Annotated in this window: 18 protein-coding genes; 8 read left to right on the forward strand and 10 right to left on the reverse strand. The window is 44.9% G+C overall.

The genetic code is table 11. The features are described from left to right. Positions 1-73 precede the first annotated feature (73 nt). Positions 74-1486 carry a TonB-dependent receptor gene (locus ABD036_RS15350; protein WP_343861475.1) on the forward strand — a complete coding sequence of 471 codons (1413 nt, stop codon included), beginning with the start codon at positions 74-76 and terminating at the stop codon, positions 1484-1486. Positions 1487-1945: 459 nt separating this feature from the next. Beyond that, positions 1946-2356 (forward strand): hypothetical protein, encoded by a 411-nt coding sequence (locus ABD036_RS15355; protein ID WP_343861477.1) that lies wholly within the window; start codon positions 1946-1948, stop codon positions 2354-2356. 35 nt (positions 2357-2391) lie between these two features. Here the strand turns inward: ABD036_RS15355 and ABD036_RS15360 are convergent, their stop codons facing one another. Beyond that, the gene (locus ABD036_RS15360; protein ID WP_343861479.1) at positions 2392-3519 is read right to left on the reverse strand and encodes a M14 family metallopeptidase; all 1128 of its coding nucleotides are present in this window, start codon (positions 3517-3519) and stop codon (positions 2392-2394) included. A gap of 161 nt (positions 3520-3680) precedes the next feature. Here ABD036_RS15360 and ABD036_RS15365 point away from each other — a divergent pair, with 161 nt between their 5' ends. Further along, entirely contained in the window at positions 3681-5126 is a 1446-nt protein-coding gene (locus ABD036_RS15365) for a cryptochrome/photolyase family protein (protein ID WP_343861481.1), read from the forward strand. Between the two features lie 24 nt (positions 5127-5150). Beyond that, entirely contained in the window at positions 5151-6692 is a 1542-nt protein-coding gene (locus tag ABD036_RS15370) for a cryptochrome/photolyase family protein (RefSeq protein ID WP_343861483.1), read from the forward strand. Between the two features lie 353 nt (positions 6693-7045). Here ABD036_RS15370 and ABD036_RS15375 read toward each other — a convergent pair whose 3' ends face one another. From ABD036_RS15375 to ABD036_RS15385, 3 genes are all read right to left on the reverse strand, one after another. Next, positions 7046-9310, reverse strand: a complete 2265-nt coding sequence (locus ABD036_RS15375; RefSeq protein WP_343861485.1) for a YgiQ family radical SAM protein — start codon at positions 9308-9310, stop codon at positions 7046-7048. A 142-nt stretch (positions 9311-9452) separates the two neighbouring features. Next, a complete protein-coding gene (locus ABD036_RS15380; RefSeq protein WP_343861487.1) occupies positions 9453-10085 on the reverse strand; it encodes a flavin reductase family protein in 633 nt (210 codons plus the stop codon). Between the two features lie 36 nt (positions 10086-10121). Beyond that, positions 10122-10313, reverse strand: a complete 192-nt coding sequence (locus ABD036_RS15385) for a zinc ribbon domain-containing protein (protein WP_343861489.1) — start codon at positions 10311-10313, stop codon at positions 10122-10124. Between the two features lie 180 nt (positions 10314-10493). Between ABD036_RS15385 and ABD036_RS15390 the strand changes: the two genes are divergently transcribed. Together ABD036_RS15390 and ABD036_RS15395 are read left to right on the forward strand one after the other, a co-directional pair. Beyond that, positions 10494-12632, forward strand: a complete 2139-nt coding sequence (locus ABD036_RS15390; protein WP_343861491.1) for an exonuclease domain-containing protein — start codon at positions 10494-10496, stop codon at positions 12630-12632. 37 nt (positions 12633-12669) lie between these two features. Next, on the forward strand, positions 12670-12927 hold the full coding sequence (locus ABD036_RS15395) for a TIGR03643 family protein (RefSeq protein ID WP_343861493.1): 258 nt from the start codon (positions 12670-12672) through the stop codon (positions 12925-12927). Positions 12928-13020: 93 nt separating this feature from the next. Here the strand turns inward: ABD036_RS15395 and yjjX are convergent, their stop codons facing one another. From yjjX to ABD036_RS15425, 6 genes are all read right to left on the reverse strand, one after another. Continuing rightward, positions 13021-13587, reverse strand: coding sequence for an inosine/xanthosine triphosphatase (gene yjjX, locus ABD036_RS15400; protein ID WP_343861495.1), 567 nt, complete (start codon positions 13585-13587; stop codon positions 13021-13023). A 111-nt stretch (positions 13588-13698) separates the two neighbouring features. Then, positions 13699-15456 (reverse strand): ABC transporter transmembrane domain-containing protein, encoded by a 1758-nt coding sequence (locus ABD036_RS15405; RefSeq protein WP_343861497.1) that lies wholly within the window; start codon positions 15454-15456, stop codon positions 13699-13701. 271 nt (positions 15457-15727) lie between these two features. After that, complete coding sequence (locus tag ABD036_RS15410) at positions 15728-16561, reverse strand: hypothetical protein (protein WP_343861499.1); 834 nt, start codon at positions 16559-16561, stop codon at positions 15728-15730. 414 nt (positions 16562-16975) lie between these two features. Continuing rightward, the gene (locus tag ABD036_RS15415; RefSeq protein ID WP_343861501.1) at positions 16976-18151 is read right to left on the reverse strand and encodes a thiolase family protein; all 1176 of its coding nucleotides are present in this window, start codon (positions 18149-18151) and stop codon (positions 16976-16978) included. A gap of 175 nt (positions 18152-18326) precedes the next feature. Continuing rightward, the gene (locus ABD036_RS15420; protein WP_343861503.1) at positions 18327-18797 is read right to left on the reverse strand and encodes a CreA family protein; all 471 of its coding nucleotides are present in this window, start codon (positions 18795-18797) and stop codon (positions 18327-18329) included. An 11-nt stretch (positions 18798-18808) separates the two neighbouring features. Continuing rightward, positions 18809-19483 carry a nitroreductase family protein gene (locus ABD036_RS15425; protein WP_343861505.1) on the reverse strand — a complete coding sequence of 225 codons (675 nt, stop codon included), beginning with the start codon at positions 19481-19483 and terminating at the stop codon, positions 18809-18811. A gap of 426 nt (positions 19484-19909) precedes the next feature. Here ABD036_RS15425 and ABD036_RS15430 point away from each other — a divergent pair, with 426 nt between their 5' ends. Both ABD036_RS15430 and ABD036_RS15435 read left to right on the forward strand, forming a co-directional pair. Further along, positions 19910-20197 carry a hypothetical protein gene (locus ABD036_RS15430; protein WP_343861507.1) on the forward strand — a complete coding sequence of 96 codons (288 nt, stop codon included), beginning with the start codon at positions 19910-19912 and terminating at the stop codon, positions 20195-20197. A 22-nt stretch (positions 20198-20219) separates the two neighbouring features. Then, positions 20220-20513, forward strand: a complete 294-nt coding sequence (locus ABD036_RS15435; RefSeq protein WP_343861509.1) for a M14 family metallopeptidase — start codon at positions 20220-20222, stop codon at positions 20511-20513. Positions 20514-20837 lie beyond the last annotated feature (324 nt).

The raw sequence follows: 20837 nt of genomic DNA on the forward strand, positions 1-20837 counted from the left end.
ATGAATTTTATCTGTACCGCTTAGGTGGGATATTCTACTATTTACCCAGATATGCATTCTCCAGGATAAACTCATGGACAAACAGGTAAGCTCACGTACTACCAGTCAAAAAGCTTTGCGGATTAATTTAGATGAAAAGAAATATGGCACCATTGTAGAGATTGGAGCTGGACAAGAAGTCGCTCGCCAGTTTTTCATTGCCGGAGCTGCCGCTGGCACGATAGCGAAAACCATGTCGGCGTATGACATGAAGTTTTCTGATGCCATTTATGGTGTGCAAGAAGATGGCCGTTATGTGAGTAAGGCCAGAGTGCATGCAATGATGGAACAAGAATTCGATTTGGTATTAGATCGCGTTGGCGCATTACGATCAAAAAGTTCGCGGTATTTTGCTTATGCAGCAACGGTGGCAGCAAAAAGCTTTAATCGCCAAAATGAATGTCATGCTTGGGTTGGTTTGCGCATTCAAATGTATCCTGGTGCTGAGCCATCTGACATTACCGTACATGTACGTATGTTTGACGACAATGCCGAAGCGCAACAGCAAGCGTTGGGAGTGTTAGGGGTCAATCTTATCTATGCGGCTTACTATTATTTCGAAGATCCCAAGATGATTATTGATTCTCTCACAGACAATATGAAAGCCAACCGAATTGAGATCGACTCGATTGATTTCCGTGGTCCTTATTTCTTAGATGTTGATAATAGAAATAAAAACTTGCACCTGATCAGAAGCTGGAAAACACGGGCAGTGATGTTCCGCCCAGACGGATCAGTTGCCGTTCCTGCAGAGCTTCTTTATAAAAAGAACGTACTTACTATTCGCGGCTCGTTTAGGCCTGTTACAAAGCTCAATGTTGATATGATTGAACAAGGGCAAAAGTCATTCTTTGAGCTTGACGGAGTCGATAAAGACAACACGGCGGTGATCGCCGAAATATCACTAAATGATATGCAAGGTAACGATGCTCGAGTACCAGAAAAAGACATAGTCGCGCGCGTGCAACTGCTCAATTCTCTTGGTTACAACGTTATGGTATCTGATTATACCCGTTACTTTTCATTAAGAGCATACTTTAGACAGTACACCCAACTGCAAATAGGTATTGTTGTAGGAATGATAAACATAGGTCAGATATTCGACGAAGAAACCTATCGCGGCGTGGAAGGCGGTATTTTAGAGGGATTCGGTAAGTTATTTCCAGATAACACGCGATTATTCATATATCCAGAATTAGATCAATCTGGCGAATTGAATGACTTCACCAAAGTGAAGGTACCTGAGCACCTTCGCTTCTTATATCGTCACTTGTTAGAAAATGGCTTTTTATCCGGTATCGAGTGCAGTGATAGCAGTTTATTCTCCATTTATTCACGTGATCTTCTTAAACAACTGCCTAGGGGAAGAGGAAACTGGGAAAACAGTGTTCCTGAAAAAGTTGCCGAACAAATCATTGATAACAAATTTTTCGGTTATCGCGGATAGTACTGCAGCGGCAGTATTCGCTGCCGCTTTCGCTTCACATTAAATCAAAAATACAGAGGCTTGGCTAAAGCAGCCACTTTTAATCTTGCCTGCCCTTGATAAAAACAACTCCGGCTAAACATGCCTGTCCACGTAAAAACAACGCCGGTTAAACATGCCTGTCCACGTTAAAACAGCACCGGCTAAACATGCCTGTCCACGTAAAAACAACGCCGGCTAAACATGCCTGTCCACGTTAAAACTGCTCCGGCTAAACATGCCTGTCCACGTAAAAACAACTCCGGCTAAACATGCCTGTCCACGTTAAAACTGCTCCGGCTAAACATGCCTGTCCACGTTAAAACTGCTCCGGCTAAGCATGCCTGTCCACGTAAGAAAGTGCGGTGAAAAATTTGCCCTGTGGTCAATTATTGCTAGACTCAATTGTATGTGTTTGTGATTTTTGCGATGGGTCGATAGGTGGACAGCGAAAAATTGACAGCCCAAGGTGAGCTCGCCATGTCGGTGGATGGCCAAGTGTTGGTAATCGAAGGAGAAGGGCCAGCAACCTTGGATTTAGTAATGACTTATCAAAAGAACGTACAGTCATATCGCGAGCAAATTTTACCGTCTCCCTGGGTGAGTTTAGTGCTGCTAAGAGGCACACCTCTGGTAACATCTGAGTCAATTGACATCTTAACCGAGACCATTAAGCAAGCAAAATCGATGCAACTAAAAGCAACCGCCGTGGTATTAGTTGATATCCAATATGCAGAAATCGTACAGCTTTTTTGGCAGACCATTTTTGATAGTGCGGGTATTAAATACCGTTTTTTTGAATCCGAGAAAGGTGCTCGAGAATGGTTAAACAGTATTATTGCTAGTTGTTAATCCTCTATTATTCACGCCAAGCTTGACTGCTGATATTAGGCCCCTGCAGTTAACGTTACGTAATGTGTAAAACACTTATATAGCTGAGTGCCGCTTAAAACGGACGCCGATGGAAAATGCAAGATCGGAATGAGATCACAGGGTGCCTTTATGGTTTCAGTGGCTCGCTCGTTTTCAAGTTCATCCACGTTTAATATGCGTGCTAACGCCTCTCCTTGCTTAACTCTACTACCAGGAGGCGCCAAATAATCTACGATACCGCCTTGTTGAGTATATAAAATCTTATAATTGTCGAGCGTAACCGCCACCCGCAACATGTTTTTAGGTTGATAATCGGCATCTACCAAACAACCTTTGGCATTGAGGTAAGACAAAATGCTAACCGCATCGTACTTGCCTTCATCAAAACTGATCACTTCTTGGCTTCCCATCTCTAACGTAAAGGCTTCAACGTCGAACGCCACCGGCTTTTGATATTTGCTACTGAGCTTTTCTTGTAAGGTCCACCAATGGCAAAACGTGGCTTCATCCAACGCACCTGCGAATACATTAGGAATTAAAATAACATGCGGAATATTGAACAGACTTGCCGATGCTTTAGCATATTCAGGCACATAGATGTGACGGGTTGAAACTGGCCCGTTGTGTAAATCAATCACGATATCGGCATCAAAAGCCAGCTGTTGCAGTTTCAAATTCAGTTGTTGTGCCAGTCCTAAACCCCAAGTACTGTTGAGTCGGTTATCGATTTGCGCTTTCATGGCATCTCGAAAACGTGACTTGATGCTGGCTTGAGATTCTTGCTCATCGACCGTTTCGGCAAATTGATTAACAAGCTGAGGATCAAAATAATATCCGCGATTCCAATTAGTACCGTTGATTGGATCAAATCGGCCAAGAGTATATTCACCCGCTTTTATATTGGTACCAACCGGATTGCAGTTAGGTACTAAGGTGATCTCGCCCGATATTGGCAGTTCCTTTAACGTTTGGATGAGGTGATAAATCACCACATTACCTTGCACTTCGGCGCCATGAATTGAGCTTTGTATATACACTTTTGGCCCAGGTTTACTACCTTTAAAGCGATATAATGGCACTTTCATATTGCGGCCAGAGGCATTTTGCGCAACAACCAGATATTCTTTAGAAAATTGATTCATATGACGTTACAGTTTCCAAACAGGACTAAGATCAGTTATACCTATTAATCGGTTAACTGTAAAAGTCCAATTTTCAACAACAAAATGCGTGGCGGCCGATCCAGAATCAATTTAATCCAGTATCAATAGCTAATGCATGCCCAATTAATAAGGAAATAACCTTGAGTGACTCCACCACCATAATGTGGTTCCGCCAAGATTTGAGATTGCGCGACAACCCGGCGCTGCGTGAAGCCTGTCGAGGCTCCAATGTCATTGCAGTCTATATTTATGATGATATCAATCCAGGCAGTCATGAAATGGGCGCGGCAAGTAAATGGTGGCTGCATCATTCATTGGCCAGTTTAAACAGCTCACTGGACAACAAGCTGCATATCCTTAAAGGCGATCCGGCGGTTATTATTGATCAGCTGATCAAAAAGTTTGATGCCAATGAAGTGGTATGGAACCGATGCTACGAGCCTTGGCAGGTTAAACGCGACAAACAGATTAAGTCGCTACTGAAGAACAACGACATTGCGGTGCAGAGCTTTAATGGCTCTTTACTGTGGGAGCCATGGGAAATCATGAATAAAGCAGGCTCCCCCTATAAAGTCTTTACCCCTTATTATCGAAAAGGGTGTTTGCAAGCGCACGAGCCAAGGGCTGTGGTCGACGCGCCGCGTCATTATTCCTATCTCTATGACGCAGATTGTGATTCAGGGCTCAACTCATTAGCCTTGCTGCCAGATATTAAATGGTATTCTCAATTCAGCAACCGTTGGCAACCGGGTGAAGAAGGTGCGGCTAAAAACCTCAGTCACTTCCTGAGCGAGCCGATTCAAAGTTATAAAGAAGCCCGCGACGTGCCGGATAAAAAAGGCACGTCGTTTTTATCACCCCATCTGCATTTTGGCGAGATATCCGCTCACCAAGTTTGGTATGCAACCCTCAACAAGTTCAACGGCAGTATTGACAATCCTGACGTCGATTCCTATCTCAGCGAACTTGGCTGGCGTGAGTTCAGCCATTATTTGCTGTATCACTTCCCCTCTTTACCCGAGAAAAATTTCAACTCGAAATTCAATCAGTTTCATTGGCGAAACAAAAGCCAAGACCTAACTGATTGGCAAAACGGAATGACGGGCGTACCTATGGTTGACGCAGGAATGCGTGAATTGTGGCAAACCGGATACATGCATAACAGAGTCAGAATGATTGTCGGCTCTTACCTGGTTAAAAACCTGATGACCCACTGGCATCAAGGAGAGGCGTGGTTCTGGGATTGCTTGTTGGATGCCGATTTAGCCGCCAACAGTGCGAGTTGGCAATGGGTAGCAGGCTCAGGCGCAGATGCCTCTCCATTCTTTAGAATATTTAATCCTGTCACGCAAGGTGAGAAGTTTGATCCCAAAGGAGCCTATGTCAGGGAGTATTGCCCTGAGCTAAAAGACCTGCCAGACAAGTACATTCATAAACCGTGGGAGGCTCCAGAGCATATACTGCGTGATGCAGGGATAACCTTAGGCAAAGATTACCCTCATCCACTTGTCGACTTAAAGGAATCCAGACAAGCCGCATTAGATGCCTATTCGGCGGCAAAAGATGCCCACCAAGAAAGTGAATAGCACCAGCAACTAAAGGATCCAATAATGGCGAAAACCTTGAGATTAATACTGGCTGATCAGCTGAGTATGTCGTTGCCAAGTCTACAATCTTGTGACATCGAGTCTGACTGGATCTTAATGGCTGAGGTCAAAACAGAGGCAAGCTATGTTAAGCATCATAAGAAGAAGATTGCTTTTTTATTTTCTGCAATGCGTCATTTTGCCTGCGAATTGACCAACTTAGGTTACCAAGTAAGATACATAAAGTATGATGCGCCGGAAAACCAAGGCAGCTTATTTGCCGAGGTCAAATATGCAATTGAGGTGTTGGATATAGAGAATATCGAGCTGACATTTCCCGGTGAATATCGTGTTTTAGAAGACATGCGCGGATGGCAGGAAAAGCTAGGGGTAGCCGTTAGCATTCTCGAAGATACGCGATTTTTAAGTACACCAGAAGAGTTTGCCCAGTGGGCTAAAGGCAAGAAGCAATTGCGCATGGAATTCTTCTATCGGCAGATGCGCCAAAAGAGCATGAGCTTGATGGAAGGTGATCAACCCACAGGTGGAAAGTGGAATTACGACAGTCAAAATCGCCAACCTTTGGATAACGACATTGAGATCCCAGATCCTGTTACTTTCGCGCCTGATGCTATTACCCAAGACGTACTTTCACTGGTTGAAAAGTCATTTTCCTCGCATTTTGGCGTACTGGATAATTTTGACTTTGCGGTGAATCGCAAGCAGGCACTCAAGGTACTCGACACCTTCGTTGCACAGCGTCTCGTTCATTACGGCCAATTCCAAGATGCCATGGCCCAGGGTGAGCCTTGGTTATTTCATTCGCATATAAGTTTCTATCTTAATTGCGGATTACTGTTGCCCAGTGAGGTAATTGAACTGGCCGAAAGTGCTTACCGCAACGAGATGGTGCCATTGAATTCCGTGGAAGGCTTTATACGTCAGGTGTTGGGTTGGCGGGAGTACGTTCGCGGACTTTATTGGTACAAAATGCCTGAGTACAAGGATGAAAACTTTCTTGAGGCCAAGCGCGCCCTACCCGGTTTTTTCTGGGACGGGGAAACCCGTATGAATTGCCTTAGCCAATGTATTGTAGAAACCCGGGGCAACGCTTATGCACATCATATTCAGCGCTTGATGGTATTGGGTAATTTCCTGTTGCTGGCTGGCGTGCATCCAGACGAAGTTAACGAGTGGTATTTGATAGTTTATGCCGACGCATACGAATGGGTCGAATTGCCGAATGTCAGTGGCATGATATTGTTCGCTGATGGCGGACTACTCGCCAGTAAGCCCTATGCAGCCAGTGGCTCTTACATCAATAAAATGTCCGATTACTGCCAGCAGTGTCACTACAATGTGAAAGAAAAAAACGGCGCGCAAGCCTGCCCGTTTAACTATTTGTATTGGGATTTTTTAGACCGAAACAGAGAAAAGCTCGGTAACAACCCGCGGCTAGGGATGCCCTACGCTACTTTGCGTAAAATGTCCGATGAAAAAGTAAGGCATATACAGCGCGACAGTGACATTTTCTTCAAGGCGCTCGATGCCAACGAAGAAGTGTGAGCTAGCGAAGTCAGCGGCATCCCGCATGTGACAAAACCACGGCATCACAGCAAGTGCCAACAGGAGTTAAGAAGATCCTCGCACTGCGTGCGCATCAAAGAGACCTCGAGGATGACTGGTGATTTGAGCCCTTCGAGGATGACTATTTTCTTGCGTCATCCCAGCATGTAATCAAATCCCGTCATCCCAGCAGTGCTCTTAAAGCTGGGATCTCCCCGAAAAAGCAGAGCAATTCAAGTGCCAACAGGAGTTAAATAGATCCTCGATCAAGAGACCTCGAGGATGACAGTTTATTGAGCACTTCGAGGATGACTATATTCTTACGTTATTCCAAACATAACCCCGCCCTTCTACTACCTCTTACTGGCAGGCTTAGACTTTCTTTTGTGCGTATTCCCCGCTTTGTTATGCGGCTGGTTGTCACTAAAGCGGGTTAATCCTTGCTGGGCTTTTTCTTTGTTGCCTTTACCCTTTGCCAGCGCTTTATTGCGCGAACGCTTGGCAAATTCTTTATGAGCTTTACCACTCATCTCGTCTCTGCTCTCTGGCGGTACAAGATGCTTGGGACCATTGCCAATTAAATGTGCTTTGCCCATGTCAATAAGAGCTTTGCGGATCATCGGCCAGTTAGCAGGATCGTGATAGCGCAAAAACGCACGATGCAAGCGACGGTGTATCTCGCCTTTAGGCACAGTCACATCTTCACTCTTGTGATTCACCTTGTGGATCGGGTTTTTGCCCGTGTGATACATGGTGGTAGCATTGGCCATCGGCGATGGATAGAAATTTTGCACTTGATCTAATTTGAAGTTCCGCTCTTTAAGCCACAACGCCAAACTCACCATATCCATATCTTCTGTCCCTGGATGGGCAGAAATAAAATAGGGTATCAAAAACTGCTCTTTACCCGCTTCTTTGGTGTACTTATCAAACATTTCTTTGAAGCGATCGTACGTCCCCATGCCCGGCTTCATCATCTTATCAAGCGGCGCTTTTTCAGTATGCTCTGGAGCGATCTTCAGGTAACCACCCACATGGTGGGTCACCAGCTCTCTCACGTAGTTAGGATCTTCTATGGCTAAGTCGTAACGTACGCCTGAGGCAATCAATACTTTCTTCACCCCTTCGACTTTGCGAGCCTTGCGATATAACTCCACCGTAGGAGTTTGATCGGTATCTAGGTGACCACAAATATCGGGCCACACACAGGATAAACGGCGGCAGGTCTGTTCGGCTTTAGGGCTTTTGCAGCGGAGTTTATACATATTCGCTGTAGGGCCACCAAGATCGGAGATAACGCCGGTAAAACCCGGGACTTTATGGCGAATTTCGCCGATTTCACGCAAAATAGATTCTTCGGAACGGCTTTGGATAACCCGCCCTTCATGCTCGGTGATCGAGCAGAAGGTGCATCCACCGAAGCAGCCACGCATGATATTTACCGAAGTTTTGATCATGTCATAGGCGGGGATTTTTGCTTTACCATAGCTTGGGTGTGGCACCCGTGCATAAGGTAAATCAAAGATCGCATCCATCTCTTCGGTTTCCAGTGGAAACGCCGGTGGATTGATCCACACAATGCGATCACCGTGTCGCTGCGCTAACGCTCGGGCGCAACCAGGATTGGTTTCTTGGTGCAAGATCCGTGAAGTATGCGCGTAATGGGTCTTCTCGGCGCGCACCACATCATAAGGTGGCAGCAATACATAGGTTTTTTCCCACGGCTTACGTCGAGTGGTCTTTGACGTAAAAGGCTGTACCACAATCGGCTTGGCCTGCTGTGTATCCTCTTGAACTTTGTCCTGCTCTTCCTTGGCTACCGCACATTTGTCTTCAATATATTCATATGGACTGGCGATAGGGTCAATTTTACCAATCACATCCACATGGGTAGAATCCACTCCCTGCCATTCAGGTAAGGGCTCTTTGCGGATCACCGCGGTACCACGGATATCCTGCATCTCAGCAATGGTTTTACCTTGCGCAAAACCATGCGCCACCTCAAGCAAAGGTCGCTCAGCATTACCAAACATCAACATGTCAGCTTTGGAATCAAACAACACGGAGCGTCTGACTTTATCCGACCAGTAATCATAATGGGCAATGCGTCTTAGGCTAGCCTCAATACCACCAATGATCACGGGCTTTTTATAGGCTTCTTTACAGCGTTGGGTATACACAGTAACGGCACGGTCGGGGCGTTTTCCCCCTTCGTTGTTAGGCGTGTAGGCATCATCATGACGTAACTTACGATCCGCCGTGTAGCGATTGATCATCGAGTCCATGTTGCCCGCGGTCACACCGAAAAATAAATTCGGCTCGCCAAGCTGCATGAAATCTTTCTTACTGGTCCAGTCTGGCTGAGCAATGATACCGACACGAAATCCCTGAGATTCAAGGACTCTGCCAATGACCGCCATGCCGAAACTAGGATGGTCAATATAAGCATCGCCAGTGACAATAATGATATCGCAGCTATCCCAGCCTAATTGATCCATTTCTTTGCGCGACATAGGCAAAAACGGCGCTGGGCCAAAGCACTCAGCCCAATATTTAGGATAGGAAAATAGCCCGCGCTCCGCTTTCATGCGTTGCACTGGCTGACGCATCACAGTCATGTATTACACCAGTAAGTAGATTAAGTATCGAAATTTCGCGCGAGTATAGCAGAAAACGTCGACGATCAAGAGTAAAATTCTGCACACAATCACCGGTGTTATGCTTGTAGTGAACAGCTGTAGATTAGAATAGCGGTGGGGGTTAGCGCTTTTTTTGCGGCACTACGCCAGGCTTTGCGTACTCAAAGCGAGCTAACAATGATGGTTGGTAGTAGCCATCTAAGCTGGCGATACAGACAGAGTCCAATGCCTGTAAATCCACAAACCCGTCTTCTAACACCGCGTTGTCATCTAGTATAACCTCCACAATCCGACCAATAACCATGTTCGTTTGATTGACCGCCAGATGCACAACCTCTTCCAACGCCATACCAATCTTGACTCTGGATTGTGCAACATAGGGCGCGTTGTGGGTGTCGCTAAAATATGGCGTTAGGCCACACTCATTAAATTCGCTTAGTTCTTGGTCGTATCGCGCTGAGGTTTGATGTGCTGCAGCAATAATTTCGCTGTTTATATGATTAAGGGTGTACACACCAGTTTCGACAATATTTTCTAAGGTGTCTCGGCGCACCGTGTGGGGGCGCATGATCATACCAAGTAAGGCCGGATCAGCACCAAGATGAAAAACAGAGTTAACAATAGCGACATTGTGCACTTGCTGATTGCTTTGCGTGCCGACTAGATGGGCGCTTTTAAACCCCGACAGTGAATTGACAAATTGTGCCCGAAAACGCGAGTCCATATTGTGTATGTCTGTAACAGTGTACTTCACGCTCGCAGCTTTCCTATTCTTGCACCAATCACAACGTTATTCGTCATCACGTTTAGCGATAACTTCGATGCCAAAGCCGTTATCAATAATCAACACTTCTATTGGCTGACAGCATATTTGGCAATCAACAATCTGTTGTTGGCCAATATCATTAACTTCGTCTATTTCAAGGTCATTGAACGTCATGCAATAGGGACATTCGAACTTTTCTGCAGCAGTAAGACTCATTTGCTACTCCACTTTGTTTGATGTTGTGTGTACGCGTACTTGGCATTAAAAGTTCGTTTAGTTAAAAACTTTAAGTACTGACTGGATATACAGTGATTTTTAAAATACACTGATTTTTTTAAGGCTCACTGCGACCTATTATTATTGATGAGAGCGACTCTTTTACCCAGTAAATACTACTTGTCACATTTTCAAGAGTTTATTGAATTTGTGACTGGCCCTTGTGCGCATTTGTTAGACAGTGATGACAGTCAGTTTATCAGCTCATTTCAAACTTTACCCGAAGATGCCCAATGTTTATTTGTCAGGGGACTTAATCGAAAATCGCCCATCATCAAAACAGCGTCACTTGACTATGAGGAAATAAATAATACCCAACAACACATGAACACCTTGCTGCAACAGGGGTTTTATCAGCCCGTTACTGAGCAGCATAGCGATCAGTTATTAACTACTTTAACCAAACCCGAGTTAGCATTAGTGTTAAGACAAGCTGGCGTGAATCTTAAGAGTTCGGACAACAAAGCCACCTATTTAGAATACGCGATGGAAGTGTGTGATTTTTGCCATCTCAGTCCTTTGCTTGGCACTGAAAATCTAGTGCGATTAGGATTTGAGACGCAAATCCGTTATTTCCTTTTTTTGTTTTTCGGGGATCTTCGTTCTGGTTTAAATAAGTTCTCAATGCGTGATTTGGGCATCATGCCCACTCGTCGCGGTGTCACTCAGGATGCCGCGCGTTTTGATTTTATAGATGAAGCAAAAAGTGCATTTTTCTATGCCTGTCAGCGCAAAGATATGCATCAGCTAACGATTTCACAACAGCTTGAGCTTGCGATCGATGTCAAGCACTTCCCTAGCCCGCAGGGGACACTAGCCAATATTAATTACGATCGATTTTTATGTAAATTGGGCAAGGCTATTGTGTCTCACCAGCCTGAATTAGGTATCGAGATTCTGGCATTATCGGGGGAACCCCTCGCCCAAGAAAAGGTCATTCGCGAACGCTACAAGCAAGGCGACAAAGAATGGGTAAAACAGCGTTTAGAAGAGATTATTGATAACCCCGACTCCGAGGTATTGCTAACCTTTGCTGAAGACTTTTTAGACCGCAAGTTTAACCAAAAACGCACTAGCGTTTTAACCGATATGTTACGCGAGCAATCCGCCTCTCTCAAAATTGATGAGATGTACATGGACTCGGTCGAGAACGGTGTGAAAGTGCATTACCAAAAACAAGGCAAGCAAGTATTTCGCACTGAAAATAGATTGTGGCGTGCCTTATTTGGATTGGTGTTTTGGGATGAGTTGTTTGAAAACCAACAAAGCTCACTGATCACCGAGTTCGATTTCAAACCTCAGAGTATTTCGCAAAATCAATTTTATATCACCTGCGAACAAGCCATTGAAACGCGGCTTTATCGTATGACCAGCAGTAAGGCCGTGTTCATGCAATTGTCAAAAGTGATGCTGGAAAAATACGGTAGTCCCAATGGCATTTTTCGTTGGCATCGTTCTTTATTGGAAGTACTCGCGGTCTTTTTCGATTATGTCGATATCGACGCATTTAAAGCACAGATGCGCATGATGGCCCAAGATTTCAAAACTTACGGTGATGGATATCCTGATTTAATGGTGGTTGATGAAAACGGCTTGCGATTCGAGGAGATAAAAGGGCCTGGCGATCAGCTGCGAAAAAATCAATTGTTGACCATACGACAACTGCGCCAGCAAGGGTTTGCTGTGCGTATTACGCAAGTAGAGTGGTTTCTCGATCCGTTACAAACCTATGCCGTGGTTGATATTGAGACCACTGGAGGCAGAGCAAACCATCACGGCATTACCGAAATTGGTATCGCCAAAGTGATTGGCAATCAAGTGGTCGATACCTGGCAAACCCTGATCAACCCCCAGCGTCACATCCCCCAAAAAATCACCCAACTCACTGGTATCGACAATGACATGGTCGCAGATGCACCTCTGTTTGTAGAGATAGCAGACAAGCTCAAAGACTATTTAGCCGGCTGCGTGTTTGTGGCACACAACGTTAATTTTGATTATGGTTTTATACGCGAAGAATACCAACGATTAGAACAAAGCTTCAGAATGCCAAAGCTATGCACGGTAAGAGAAATGCGTAAGGCCGTACCTGGTCTGCCTTCTTATTCGCTGGCAAATTTAACCCGCCATTTTGGTATCGATATGAGCCGCCATCACCGAGCATTATCTGACGCTCAGGCCGCTGCCGAGCTGCTGTTTATTATTAACCAAAGCCGCCACCAAAAAATAGCAGATAGCGAAAACCATCTTCCTGAATAAATCGTATAAGTAATCAATTAAAACAAAGAGAGCTACCATGCGACCAGCAGAAGAATTATCCCGGATCATTGAAATGGCTTGGGAAGATAGAACCCCTTTTGAAGCAATCGAAAATTTATACGGCGTATCAGAGCCCGCGGTGATTGACATCATGCGCGCAAATCTAAAACGTAAAACCTTTAATAATTGGCGCAAACGCGTCAATGGTCGAAAAACCAAGCACCTTAAGCTGCGCCCTGATGAAGTGTCGCGAGGCTATTGTCCAACGCAATACAAAGTAGTAAGCAAAAGATAAGCAGTCGTATCCATTACGGGCTCATATCGCTTCGTCATAGTGCTTTTATAACGTCATAGCAGACGTAACCGTGGAGCATCAGGTTCAGCACCACTATTTGAATCGCGAACTATGCAGAAACGGCGCCATCGCCAAAGTTAAGGCTTGCAGGTAAGCACTGGTGCGGGTTTCAACGCCGTTAGTTAACAGGCCAATTGCTCCCCCTTTTTGCTTAACATTATGGGTATTAAATAGTTTATCCATCAAGGGTCCCAACTCTTCGCCGTTTTGCAAGGCATGATAAACGCTTTGAGGAATCGGTAAATTGGCCGAGCGGCCCACTTGTTGATGTTGACTGTTGGCAATGACCACGTAGGCAAAGGTTGCGGGGCCATAATCAAATTTGTCTACCCCGCCTTCCATTGCCACATAAAAGTCGGCCTGATAGTTTGCCTGACAATAAGCAACCCGGTTAATAGCACCTTGCAAGGTTTCTTGCTCACTCATGGGTTGCTCAGAAACCAATGATGGCGCACTAACCCCCTGAACCTGAATTGAAGCATCAGCAAAAAGACGCTGAAGTGTTTGCTCAAAAGCATTGATTTTAACTGGGTTTTGCGACCCGACAATCGCCATAATTGTGGTGCTAGGGGCGTGAATTGAGGTGTTAGCTAGGCTCATCAACGGATCCAAATGTTAGGCAGTAATATGGTAAAAAAACGATAAAAAATCGTCAGAATAATCACGTTGCAAAGCATACTAACAACCTCAGTAAGAGGTGTAAATTAGCGCTTAATTCACCAGTTGCAATTCAGCGAATTGTCGGTACACACTGTTACCTTGCATCAATTCTTGATGACTGCCAATGGCCACGATTTTGCCCTTGTCCATCACCACTATCCTGTCGGCATTCACCACGGTTGAGAGGCGATGAGCAATGATCAGGGTGGTTTTATCATGCATGAGCTCATCTAATGCCTGCTTGACCAATTGTTCATTGTTGGCATCCAGCGCACTGGTTGCCTCGTCAAGTAACAAAATAGGACGGTCAGCTAATATGGCACGGGCAATCGCGATCCGCTGTTTTTGACCGCCCGATAAACGCACGCCACGTTCACCTAAGTTCGTTTGGTAACCATCGGGCAACAAGGCTAAAAACTCATCTGCCCGAGCAGCTTTAGCTGCTTGTTTTACATCGTCAAAACTGGCGTCAGGACGACCATAGCGAATATTTTCATACGCACTAGTGGCGAATATCACCGACTCTTGTGAGACCATTGCAAATTGCTGGCGCAAAGTATTGGTAGTGAGCTGTCGCGTATCGATGCCATCAATCAGTATTTGCCCTTGAGTACAGTCATAAAATCGCAGCAATAATTGAAACAAACTGGATTTCCCAGCGCCACTAGGCCCCACTAAAGCAATTCGCTCACCTGCCGTGATCTCAAGGTTAAAATCGGATAAGACCTTAGCCATTGGCGCACTGGGATAAGCAAACTCAACCCCTTGTAATGACAAGGCACCATCTACTTGAACAGGCATAGACATCGCAGATTCAGGCAATTTAACCAACGGTTTGGTGTTGAGAAGTTCAAGCAATCGTTCACTGGCACCGGCCGCTTTTTGGATTTCACCTATCACTTCGCTGATAGTGGCCACACTGCCCCCTGCCATGACGGCATAAAACATAAAAGCAGTGAGCTCTCCGGCGCTGATACCTGCGCTAAGAACTTCTCTGGCCCCGAGCCAAGCAACTATGGTGATCGCACTGATGCTGATCCCCATGATCAAAGCGATTAACATTGCCCGAAAGCGAATGCGGGAGCTCGCGGCAAGCATGACCGCCTCAATGCGTTGCGAGAATAAACGTCGGTCTACGTCCTCGTGGGTATAGGCCTGCACCGTTTGTATTTCGTGCAAACTTTCATCCACGTAAGCCCCCATATCCGCCACCCGATCCTGACTGTCTCTGGCATAACCACGTACTTTAGCGCCTAAAAATTTAATTGGCAGTAACACAACAGGCACCGCTATTAATACATAGATGGTTAGCATGGGACTGGTGATCAACATCAATACCAAGGCACCTACAAAGGTAATAGTGGCCCGTAGCGCCATCGATAACCCCATTCCCACCACCGTTTGCAGTACAGTGGTATCGGCAGTAAATCGGGAGATGACTTCTCCTGTTCGCGTGGCTTCAAAGAAACCAGGAGATAAAGTTAATAAGTGAGAGTAGACCTGCTTGCGAATATCGGCACTGACTCGCTCACCTAACCAAATCATCAAATAGAAACGCACAAACGCCGCTCCACTGCCAATCAAAGCTATCGCCAACACCACAAAAACCATTTGATTGAGCTTGTCGGCATTGTTGGCCACAAAACCATCATCGACGACAACTTTTACGCCTTGCCCCAATAGTAGCCAAGACAGCGCACCAACAATGAGTGCGGCAATAGCCAGAATAACCCGCCGTTTATAGGGTTTAAGTTGGCCGAAAATCCATCGCATCAGCGTTTGGGTAGTGACTTTTTGTTTATTTATCATAGGTTCCGACATGATTGGCGCGTTCATAATTTGACAAGGTAGGTGTTGTTGTTAGTCTACGCAGATGCTAACTTTTTGTATCATTAATTAACCTGAACTCTGGATAATTAGTGCCCCTCAATAACGCCCTTTTTACGATTATCTGCGACACCTAACATCTACTAAAAGCGCGGAATTGCATAGGAAGGACGTTTAAAGTTGACTAAATGACGTAAGTTTAGTCTGTTAATTTATCTCGTGTTCAGCCAATCTGTAACTGGGCTACAACGGATTAATTTTCAATCGCGCGTAAAAAATCTTCGAATCGACTACCTAGCGAGTTAGCCAAATCTTGAGATGCGACCACACCAAGCTCAGCAGTAGTAAAATCAAATCGAACGATCCACACTTTGCGATCCACTTTAGGGTAAAAGCTTTGTGAAATTGACACTTCAAGCTCAGGTGCAACAGGTAATTCCGCTAAATCTAATTCGACAGACTCAAACGCCTGTGTTGTGCGAAAGGCATCAAGCAAATCCACCACACCTTGGCGAGATAAAAAGGCAAACTGCTCTGAACTGAGCACGACATCATAAAATACGTGCCGACTTAATGATGCTGCGGGCACCCGATTTTCCCAGGAGCGTTCGATGACTTTCCAGGTCGTGGCTGCTAATAATGTTAAAGGCACTAACATAGCAGCAGCTAACAGCAATTTTCGTTTCTTCGAAAAATGGTTTAGACGCATGGCTCTCACGGCCAATAAAGACAGCGGTGGCATTAATGCAATGGCAATCCAAGCGCTAAACGTACTCAGCACTAAACACAACACCATTACGGCTAAGGGAACAAAAATAGCCAGCCTTGCTTTGGCGGAATGAACGGTGTTGAGGTTAAACTCTTCGCCATCTAAGTTCACACGGATAGCAGGATCTAGCCAAGGTAGCGAGATAGTAAGTTCTCGCTGCTTATCATTTGGATCATTAAAATGAAATGCATGTTTATTCGAAAACAACGGATGTACGGACTGCTCGTCGAGAAGCAGTCTAGGGGAAGTGAATAATCCAGGTATTTCAATCTGCAAAGCGTTTTCAGCAAATGCGTCATCTTGGATAGGATATTTCATTTTTGTTGCTATCTTTCCTTCATTGCGGTTAATTAACCATTGAAAGCAAAAAACGCTTCAAATAACGACCAAGCTAGGTGTTCTGTAATTATGCCGTTGAATATACTCAACCTAGGATAATACAGGTTTAGGTAAAATTCACATTTCGATACATAAGCACTATACGCTAACCCAACAAGAATCGAATCATTATATCGACAAGCAAGTTTGAATTATTAGTCCAGATAAGGCTTAGCACAGCTATCTATTGTTCTGATGTGATAACAAAAACCAGCAATGACAGGCGCTAGTGCTGCGCTAACGGATATTGAAATTGAGACACAATGCTTAGCTGACACCTGCTCACAATGATACCGCTAGTCACGATCAAACCGTTGCAGCAAGACCGTGACTAAGGTGTTCAAAAACTAAGATTTAAAGCATTTCCACAGCAATCGCAGTTGCTTCACCGCCACCAATACACAAAGAGGCGACACCTTTTTTACCATTACTTTGCTGCAGTGCGTGCAGTAAGGTCACCAAAATGCGGGCACCTGACGCACCAATGGGATGGCCTAATGCACAGGCGCCACCATTGACATTAACCTTAGCGCTGTCCAAGCCAAGCTTTTTAACCGCTAACATTGTTACCATTGCAAAGGCTTCGTTGATTTCAAATAAGTCTACATCTTGTGCGGTCCATCCGGCTTTGCTAAAGAGTTTTTCCATCGCGCCCACGGGCGCCACAGTGAAATCTTCAGGCTTGATAGAATTTGTGGTATGCGCAACTATTTTAGCTAAAGGTGCAAGTCCTAGCGCCTCTGCTTTACTTTGAGTCATGACCAATAAGGCTGCGGCACCATCAGAAATTGAACTGGAGTTAGCCGCGGTGACTGTACCGTCTTTTTTAAAAGCAGGACGTAAGCTAGGGATTTTTTCTGGCATTGCATTGCCAGGACCTTCGTCGGTATCGACAACCACATCACCTTTGCGAGTCGCAACGGTTACTGGCACAATTTCGTTATTAAAACGTCCTTTCTCAATAGCATTTTTAGCCCGAGTCAGAGACGTTAACGCGAACTCATCCATTTGTTCCCGGCCAATGCTTTCGCTATCGGCAGTGTCTTGAGCAAAACAACCCATCGCTTTTCCATCATAGGCGTTTTCAAGTCCATCTTGCATCATGTGGTCATTAACTTGGCCATGGCCCATACGATAACCACCACGAGCTTTTGGCAGCAAATATGGTGCATTGCTCATGCTTTCCATACCACCTGCCACAACCACATTTGCCGAGCCGGCCTTAATAAGGTCGTGTGCCATCATGACGGCTTTCATACCAGAGCCACAGACTTTATTGATTGTGGTGGCACCTGCGCTCAAAGGTAATCCTGCTTTGAGTGTTGCCTGGCGAGCAGGAGCTTGCCCTAATCCAGCAGGTAATACACAACCCATGATGACTTCATCGACCAGCGATGCATCAATACCGGCGGTGACAGATTGAATCGCGGTTGCACCTAAGTCGGTGGCAGGAACGGCAGCTAAACTGCCCATAAAGCCGCCCATTGGGGTGCGTTTTGCAGCGACAATGACGATAGTTTCGTTACTCATAATTTACTCCACATATATGCAAAGCGGTGATGTCAATCACGCTTGCCTTAATTTTCGATGGCAAGACGTTAGAGGATTGCGCTAAGCAAATCAACTTAGAAATGCACTTCATACGGGTGTTTGTGTAAAGTCCGCCACACAAAGTGATTTTTTGGCAAAATTTTAGACCTTGAAGCTAGTCAATTGGCTTTGCTTCTATCAAGTAGGCTTTGGTTCCCCAAAGCGGCACAGTGGATAAACTGTGTTTATAACTACCTGAGGTTTCTTTGGTCGAATAAGATAGGTACATCAAAGTTTGAGATTTAGGGTCATAAATACGGCGCACCTTCATATTTTTGAAAAAAATACTCTTCGATTTTTTAAATACCACTTCACCAGAGGCTGACTTGTCAATTTTTGCGATCATCTCAACCGTAATTTCGCCGGTCTGTCTGCACGCAATCGAACTGTCGGAAGGATCAGAAAAGTCCAAATTCGCTTCAATACTGGATATGTGACATGTGACGCCCGTCACTATAGGATCTTTTAGCGCATCCAGCTTAATGTCTTTGGTCGTAAATATGCCCAAAGATACATCTCCAACTTCATTATCACTACACGCACTAAGGCCTAAAGCGACAACCAGCGTAACTAGCACTTTTTTCATTAGATATATCCTCATAAAAAACTACAAATTTGATCGAATGGCTTTTTCGTTAATGCGTGTTTGGGAATACTCGCATCCTCTGCAGGATAGCCAGCAATTAGCAGCATATAAGGCCGCTCATCATCAGGACGATTGCATATTTTAGATAAGAACGACATAGGCTTAGGTGTGTGTGTCAAGGTCGCTAACCCGGCATTATGCAATGCCGTGATCAAAAAACCTGTGGCGATCCCAACAGACTCATGCACGTAATAGTTCGTTTGTTTTTCACCTTCTTTGATTCCGCCTTTTTTCTGGCTAAAAATAGCAATCAACCAAGGAGCATGCTCAAGGTAGGGTTTATCGGCATCGGTGCCAAGCGGCTTCAAAGCGTCTAACCACTCTTCACCTGCCCTGCCAGCGTAAAAACCTTGCTCATGCAATTCCGCTTGTTCTCGTACTTGTTTTTTTACTTCAGGAGAATGGATTGCGACAAAATGCCACGGCTGATGATTAGCACCGTTTGGAGCTGTACCGGCGGCTTTGATACAGTTTTCGATGATTTCCTTGGCAACCGGTCGATCGCTAAACTGGCGAATACTGTGACGGCGCTTGATATCTGCATAGAAGGCTTCTGATCTAGATAGCATGTCAGCTTCAGGATATTCAATGTAATCGGTTAATGCTACCGCGTCATGCTGTTTCATTCGTTACCTTGTCAATAAAAGCACAATACCGCCAGTATATCTTGATGGACAAGCATCGCAAATGTTCTGCCGTACCAAACAAAAATAGTGTGGACACCCACTCTTAAGAAAGAACTAACGTGAACACCCACTCTTAACCGAAAGTCCAAAATAATGTGGACACCCACTCTAAGCAAAGAAAAATAATGTGGACACCCACTCTAAGCAAAGAAAAAGGGAGTAATGAGGACATCCACTCTAAGCAAAATAACGGAAATAACGTGAACTAACGTGGACACCCACTCTTAACAGATTAAGCAACGGAACTAACGTGGACACCCACCCATAAGGAAAAAAACTGTACCTTTGCGACCTTGCTGATTTTTCTATTAGGTCAATAATTACTATTCAAGGGATTAACCTTGAATTATCAAAAGAAACTTAACTATGCAAAATGGAAATGCTTTAACGGTGCTAAATGCAGCACAATTGGGATTGGTTTCAGCCGGTCATGATGGAATCGCTAGTTTCGCCAGTGAAGGAGCTGGATGGGGAGCCTTAGGTGGTGCCATTCTGGGTGGTGGGCTAAACGGTTCAATTCGAGGTGGTGCACTTGGGGCTGTCGTTGGCGCTACATTTGGCGCATCCTATTCGATTGCGCGAGCGCTTGGTGCCGCTTCTTTAGGAACGGCAATAGGTAAAGAGCTTTATGATCAATTACATAAAGCAGATTAACAATTGAGACCAAGGGGAGCATATGACTCCTCTATTTAACGAACAAAAGGAAACTCGTATGCTTAGTTTTTACTCTCGTATTTACCAATCGTTATGTCTGCTGTCGATGGTGTTTTGCATTTATCAGCTTGCAAACGGTGAGATCCGCCAGGCTGTTGGCGCGTTAATTGGAACCCTTTTGATCCTTTGGTTTTGTCTAAATCCAGATATGCACAGAGTGTCAAAATGGCAGAATTTTGAATTCAAGAATACCCGATACAATGGTCTTTTGATTTTTAGCATAGCCGCTTTAGTCGCGTTTAATCTTTATCTTTAATAATACGTGCAACACTTATCACCTTGCTATTGATTGCACTAGCAACAGTATTAACGGCACTCACAACGCATTTTTACAGCGAGACAATCTAGGCTCGCTTATTCGCTCACCATACCCATAGTCGAATATCCTTTTTCGACCTTTCTATTTTTAGGTTTACTAAGTTCGCTTGAAATTTCAAACCTTAAATGACTATCAACTGTTCTAGGGTGATGCTAACTTTTCTACACTTTGTTATTGTTGGTTCCCACATTGACTGATGCGACAAACCTGAGATTAACCTGTTACGTTAGACCAATGGGCAATTTCAAGTTACACGATCGC

This window comes from Aliiglaciecola litoralis (assembly GCF_039523355.1).
GTDB lineage: Bacteria > Pseudomonadota > Gammaproteobacteria > Enterobacterales > Alteromonadaceae > Aliiglaciecola > Aliiglaciecola litoralis.